Origin of the sequence: Capnocytophaga sp. (assembly GCF_030532915.1) — a bacterium.
Classification (GTDB): Bacteria; Bacteroidota; Bacteroidia; order Flavobacteriales; family Flavobacteriaceae; genus Capnocytophaga.
Genome location: NZ_JAUNKD010000069.1, coordinates 1 through 5,770 on the forward strand (window position 1 = coordinate 1; position 5,770 = coordinate 5,770).

The following is a 5,770-nucleotide window of genomic DNA, read 5'->3' on the forward strand; positions in this document are numbered from 1 at the left end:
CGACAATCCTCCTCCGTGCCGAAATGTGCCGTGAAACTAAAAATATTCATAACTGCTGATTTTAAGGCAAATATACAAAGTTATTTTTGATTACGGATATACAAATTTTAGTTAAATATCTGCGGATAATTTCCGATTGGTGGAACTAACACATCTGAACAGGAATTGCTCCAAAGGATTGCAACAACCCTTTTCTGCCATCACAAACAATTGCAACTGCCTGAAAACCTTTGCTTTGCAGTTCTTTAATTCCTTGTATATATAATGCGTTTGTTTCCTTTTTGACAAAATATTTGAATAAATTTTCCTTAGTAACGGCATCTTTAAAAAGCATCACTCCAAAGGTTTTTCCCCAATAGGTCGTGTCCATTAAAACGATGACTTTTCGAGGTGTTTTTTTTGATTATCAATATTATAGCTATCTATTTTTTGCTAGATGGTTTTTAGTGAACAGCCGTATTTTTGTACCAACTGGGAATAGGTTTGTTTTCCTTGGGTGTATTCCTGCCAGAGAACTTCTGGGATTAGGCGGATTCCTCCCAAAAATTGTTTACCACAATGCTGAGATTTGTATAGCCGAACGCCCTTTACAAACCCATTTTTCTTGGTAAATTTTTTACCACAGCGAATGCACTTTTTTATTCATAACCTTAAAAGCAGCAAATATAAGGCTTTCCAGAGTTTTCAGTCTAATTTTTGTCCATTAAGCCACAAAAAGCATAAACGTTGGGCAGTGTCCGACGTTTATGCTTACATTTTCATTGCTTTGTCAATTAAATAAAAATCAAGAATAACCATTGCTGCCATTGCCTCGACGATAGGAACGGCACGCGGCACTACGCAGGGGTCGTGCCTGCCTTTGCCTTGCATTTCCACGATATTTCCGTCGGAAGTCAGGGCGGGTTGCGTTTGCATCAGCGTTGCCACGGGCTTGAACGCCACCTTAAAATAGATATCCATTCCGTTGCTGATACCGCCTTGAATGCCTCCGGAACGATTGGTTTGTGTGCTTCCGTCGGGGTTGAAAAGGTCGTTGTGCTGGCTTCCGCGTTGTTTCGTTCCTTCAAAACCACTGCCGTACTCAAAACCTTTCACCGCATTGATGGACAGCATCGCCTTACCCAATTGTGCGTGCAATCGGTCGAAAACCGGCTCGCCCAAACCTGCGGGAACATTCTGAATTACACAGCTTACCGTTCCGCCGACCGTGTCTCCGTCTTTGCGAATTTGTTTGATGTACGTTTCCATTTGTTGGGCTAATTCCAAGTCGGGGCAACGCACGGGGTTGGTTTCCGTGAGCGACAAATCCAATTCCGTATAAGGCTTATTTACAGCAATTTCCCCTACGGAAGAAACATATGCCGAAAAACGGATTTCTTTCAAAACCTGCTTGGCAATCGCTCCCGCCACCACGCGGCAGACCGTCTCCCGAGCCGAACTGCGTCCACCACCGCGATAATCCCGATGTCCGTATTTTTTATCATACACATAATCGGCGTGGCTGGGGCGATATACGTCTTTTATGTGGCTGTAATCGTGCGACTTCTGATTCGTATTTTCAATAATAAAACCGATGGGCGTTCCGGTGGTTTTTCCTTCAAAAATTCCTGAGAGAAAACGCACCTCATCGGCTTCTTTCCGTTGGGTAACGATGGCAGACTGACCGGGTTTTCGGCGGTCTAATTCCTTCTGAATTGCCTGAAAATCAATTGTTATTCCCGACGGACAGCCGTCAATAATTCCGCCCAAAGCCTCACCGTGTGATTCGCCAAAAGTCGTGAGCCGATACAACGTTCCGAATGTATTTCCCGCCATATTACTTAATTTGATTCCATTTGGTGGTTTGTGATGGCGCTATTTTGCTCAAAACTTCTTTCAAAACGGTTGTATTAAAAATACTTCCGCCGGAAAAAATAGAAACAATTTCATCGGTTTTAGCATTGAAAAACAGATTCATAGCGTATGAATTTAATCGCAAACTCAGCACTTTATCCAACAGTAAAACAGCCTTTTGAATTTCTTCTTTGGCGGTCTTTTCATTATCGCTCATCGTGTCCAATCCCAAACGGTGATAGCCGTACCACGCTTTGTGATAGTTGGCATAATTTTCAGAAAGAAGTTCATTGACAAGCAGCCAACGATTGTTTTTACCATCGTCCGTCCAACCCGAAAAACCACTGCTTTGTGCCGAAATCACCACATTTTGAGCCTGTTCAAAAAACGGATGCCCGCCGTTAGGTGCAAACGTATTAGCATCAAATCCCAAAATCAAATAGGCGTAATAAGCCACTACCGAAGTCAGGTTTGAATGAAACGAATTTGCATTGAAAGTCAGCGGTTCATATTCTTGATACGAAAAAACGACCTCCTTATCCTGAATGTTGAGTACGGGTGTTTGATACGACGTATTAAAAACAGGTCGGGACGACTGTACCAAAAGGCTCGCTTCAAACCTATTTGAATCAAACTTATTGATAACCAACGTAAAATTACAACGTATCCGTTCGTTTTCACGCACTTTTAAATGTGTCCATTGGGTTTGATTGATGAACTCTTGCAGCGATTTTTCAAGCGTTTTGAAAATCGTTTTGTTGCTTACGTTTACCTGTTGGGTGTTAATCGTTATGATGCTTTGCAACTCTTGCGCACACAGTAAATTACCCCAAATCAAGGTTACGAGTAAAAAATATTTTTTCATAAACGTGTTATTTACCGCCAAATATAATTTATTTTTGCACAATACGAAAAAGATTTCAAAAAAATTATATTTTTACACCCTTAAAAACGACAAAATTTATGAGTAACATTGACATTTTATTTAACAAAATAAACGGCGTTTCCGATGATAACCTAATGAAATTCTGGGAAGTTGATTTTGTGGAATTGGGCGCTGATTATATCATTTTAAAAATGCCCGTAACCGAGAAAGTTACCCAAATTAACGGCGTGCTTCACGGTGGTGCAACACTGGCATTGGCTGAAACTGCCGGAAGTATCGGTGCGTGGCTGTTGTATCGTGGTGAGGGCGAAAGCATTCGGGGCATTGAGCTCAGTGGCAACCACTTACGAGCGGCAAAATTGGGCGATACTGTCTTTGCCAAAGCTACCTGTATCAATGCCGGACGCACCCTACAACTGTGGGAGATAAAAATCACAAACCAAGACGATAAAATCATTTCGTTTTGCAAATTTACTACCATAAAAGTAAAGGCATAAAGCCTGCATTCGTTAAAAAACAATCATTATAAGCGCACTGCGTATGTCCGTTTTTGAAAAAGTTTCTGAATTATACCGATTAAATCGCCCGTTTGTTATTTTTAAAAAACCAAATGCACAAATCGTTGAGTTGTACGAACAATTCTGCGATACATTGCATCCTTTCACGCATTCGTTTGCGCAAAATGGCTTTGTGCTTGCTCCCTTCAACCTGCAAAACGGACAAGCATTCTTACTAAAAGCTGACCGACAGTATGCCGAAGCACTTCCCCTAACCGAAATACAAGCACCACACCAAACGGACATTCCATTTGATGAGTGTGAAAAGCAAAAACACATCGCATTGGTACAAAAAGCCATCAACACAATGCGTGCCACCGACCTGAATAAGGTAGTTATATCCCGAAAAATAACCCTCCCTCACAAGACGCACCCCATTAACACCTTCAAACAGATGGTTGCACGCTATACTTCGGCTTTTTGTTACCTCTTTTCACATCCTAAAATAGGGATATGGCTCGCCGCAACGCCCGAAAAGCTACTGGAAGCACAAAATGGTAACTTCAGAACGATGGCACTCGCCGGCACACAACCGGCTAATGCTTCCGACCGATATATATGGGGCGAAAAAGAGCGTAATGAGCAACAAATCGTCACGGAAGTCATCGCCAAAAAACTGCAACGGCGCGTGCAAGCGTTATATCTATCGGAAGTAAAAACGGTTCGAGCCGGCAATATCGTGCATTTGTGCACCGACATTACGGGACAACTTTCCATAACTGAAAATCCGTTTGAAATTGCCCAAGTTTTGCACCCTACTCCTGCTGTGTGTGGCTTCCCCGATGAAGCTGCAAAGCAATTTATCATTGAAAACGAAGGCTACAACCGTGCTTTTTACTGTGGTTACTGCGGAACAACCCAAAAAGAAATTGCAGCTGTTGATTTTTACGTAAACTTACGGTGTATGCAAATTGAAACGGACTCTATTTCTATTTATGTTGGTGGCGGTATCTTGGAAGATTCCAACCCGCAATCTGAATGGGAAGAAACACAAAATAAAGCACAGACAATGTTTTCAATTCTTGCCTAAACATTGTTGCTACATAACTTCTATCAAAAAATATTTGTCGTATATAATATTCGGACAGCAATGAGCGTATTCCCATTACCGAAATATTGATAAAAATTAAATAATCGTTTAACGAAATATCGTTAGATAGGTTGCTCACTGGCGATGGCGAGATGCTTAAAAGTGAGCAAAACCAACTGTCGGCAGTACCAGTGAATGATAAATATGTGGCTCTTTTAGAGGAAAACAAAGCCTTGTTACTGGCAGAAAATGAGCGTTTAAAAGCAGAAAATCAAGCGTTAAAGTCAGTTCAGGCTGTGGCTGTCAATCAATTTAACCAACCAAGTCAATCAAAATCACTCGTTCAGCCACAACGTTAATATGTGTCCCGCTTGTGGATATAATAGCTCCAATTTAGGTAATGTGCAACATTATAAAATTACAAACAATTGTGGATCAATGTTTTAATGTTAAGTAGGTTGTTTTTCGGGGTCTGTTTCGGTGCTTTTTTGGTCTGTTTTGTGTATTTTGGGGGCTTTTTCAGCCCTTTTTTATGTCGTTCAGAGACAACCCATTATTTTTTTGTACATTTTGTGTTTTCGGGGTGTATGGTTGTAAAATGCCGTTAAAAGTAATTTTAAATTAGTGGTTTCAGTACATAAAAAAGCCCCAAAAGAGTTTGTTTTATTGGGGTTTTAGTAAATTACGGTAGGGCTTTAATGTGGGGCTTTTTGGCTTAAAAATCTTTCGATAAAATTACGGTTAATTACGGTTGCTGTACATTTGAAAATTTGCTCAAAATCGGGCTTTTTTGGTTGTAACTACCTTATTTCTAATGTTTTTTTGTTAGTGTAGTTTTGTACATCTCATATTACTGCCTATATTCACGATTGAAATAAGTTATAAGTGTTATGATTTTTGTCAAATCTTCATAACTTTGACTAACTATATTACTACACAAGAAAAATATTGAAAATTTGGTCGTGTTTTCCAAAGTATGATAAAATATACTCAAAATTAATATAGAAAAAAGCAATTTCAAAGGCTTTAAAGTGACTTTTCGAGTTTCTTTGAAAAACAACAAGTTTTTCTGATAGCTCAGCGAATTCTGTGTATCAAACGTGTGTTATTTCCTTCAATATCAGTGGTGTATTTTTTTTGCCAATTTTATAGTTATCTTCCTGAAAAACACAAACAAAAGCCTCCCAATTATCGATGCAAATTTATCTAAAACGTACACCTAATTTCTTCAATTTTTCACGAAGTTTCGAGCCGTTTTCTTGTTTCGATTTCCCCATTGCCACCCACAACTTCTTTTTTTTCAGATGAATACACATAAATAAGTTGTCTTTTATTTTTCTTTTCACCTACAAAAGTCCAAAGCTTATCTACTTGTAACAGATTATAAAACAATTCTTTAGGTTTTATTTGTCTATTGAAACTAACCAAAACCGACAGTACTTTTTTAATGCTAACTTGTTCTAT

6 protein-coding genes and 1 pseudogene are annotated in these 5,770 nt (G+C 39.5%); 3 read left to right on the forward strand and 4 right to left on the reverse strand.

Going from position 1 to position 5,770, the window contains the following annotated elements:
- Positions 1–145: 145 nt before the first annotated feature.
- From Q4D72_RS12020 to Q4D72_RS12030, 3 genes are all read right to left on the reverse strand, one after another.
- The gene (locus Q4D72_RS12020) at positions 146–370 is read right to left on the reverse strand and encodes a hypothetical protein (protein ID WP_303078167.1); all 225 of its coding nucleotides are present in this window, start codon (positions 368–370) and stop codon (positions 146–148) included.
- A gap of 380 nt (positions 371–750) precedes the next feature.
- On the reverse strand, positions 751–1,815 hold the full coding sequence (gene aroC / locus Q4D72_RS12025) for a chorismate synthase (RefSeq protein WP_303078169.1): 1,065 nt from the start codon (positions 1,813–1,815) through the stop codon (positions 751–753).
- 1 nt (position 1,816) lies between these two features.
- Positions 1,817–2,698, reverse strand: coding sequence for a DUF4835 family protein (locus tag Q4D72_RS12030; protein WP_303078170.1), 882 nt, complete (start codon positions 2,696–2,698; stop codon positions 1,817–1,819).
- A 98-nt stretch (positions 2,699–2,796) separates the two neighbouring features.
- Between Q4D72_RS12030 and Q4D72_RS12035 the strand changes: the two genes are divergently transcribed.
- The 3 genes from Q4D72_RS12035 to Q4D72_RS12045 all read left to right on the forward strand — a co-directional run bounded on the left by Q4D72_RS12035 (position 2,797) and on the right by Q4D72_RS12045 (position 4,665).
- Positions 2,797–3,216 (forward strand): PaaI family thioesterase, encoded by a 420-nt coding sequence (locus Q4D72_RS12035; RefSeq protein WP_303078172.1) that lies wholly within the window; start codon positions 2,797–2,799, stop codon positions 3,214–3,216.
- Between the two features lie 43 nt (positions 3,217–3,259).
- Positions 3,260–4,306, forward strand: a complete 1,047-nt coding sequence (locus Q4D72_RS12040; RefSeq protein ID WP_303078174.1) for an isochorismate synthase — start codon at positions 3,260–3,262, stop codon at positions 4,304–4,306.
- A gap of 152 nt (positions 4,307–4,458) precedes the next feature.
- Positions 4,459–4,665 carry a hypothetical protein gene (locus Q4D72_RS12045; RefSeq protein ID WP_303078176.1) on the forward strand — a complete coding sequence of 69 codons (207 nt, stop codon included), beginning with the start codon at positions 4,459–4,461 and terminating at the stop codon, positions 4,663–4,665.
- An 877-nt stretch (positions 4,666–5,542) separates the two neighbouring features.
- Here the strand turns inward: Q4D72_RS12045 and Q4D72_RS12050 are convergent.
- Positions 5,543–5,770, reverse strand: a pseudogene (locus Q4D72_RS12050) (IS1 family transposase); the annotation flags it as partial.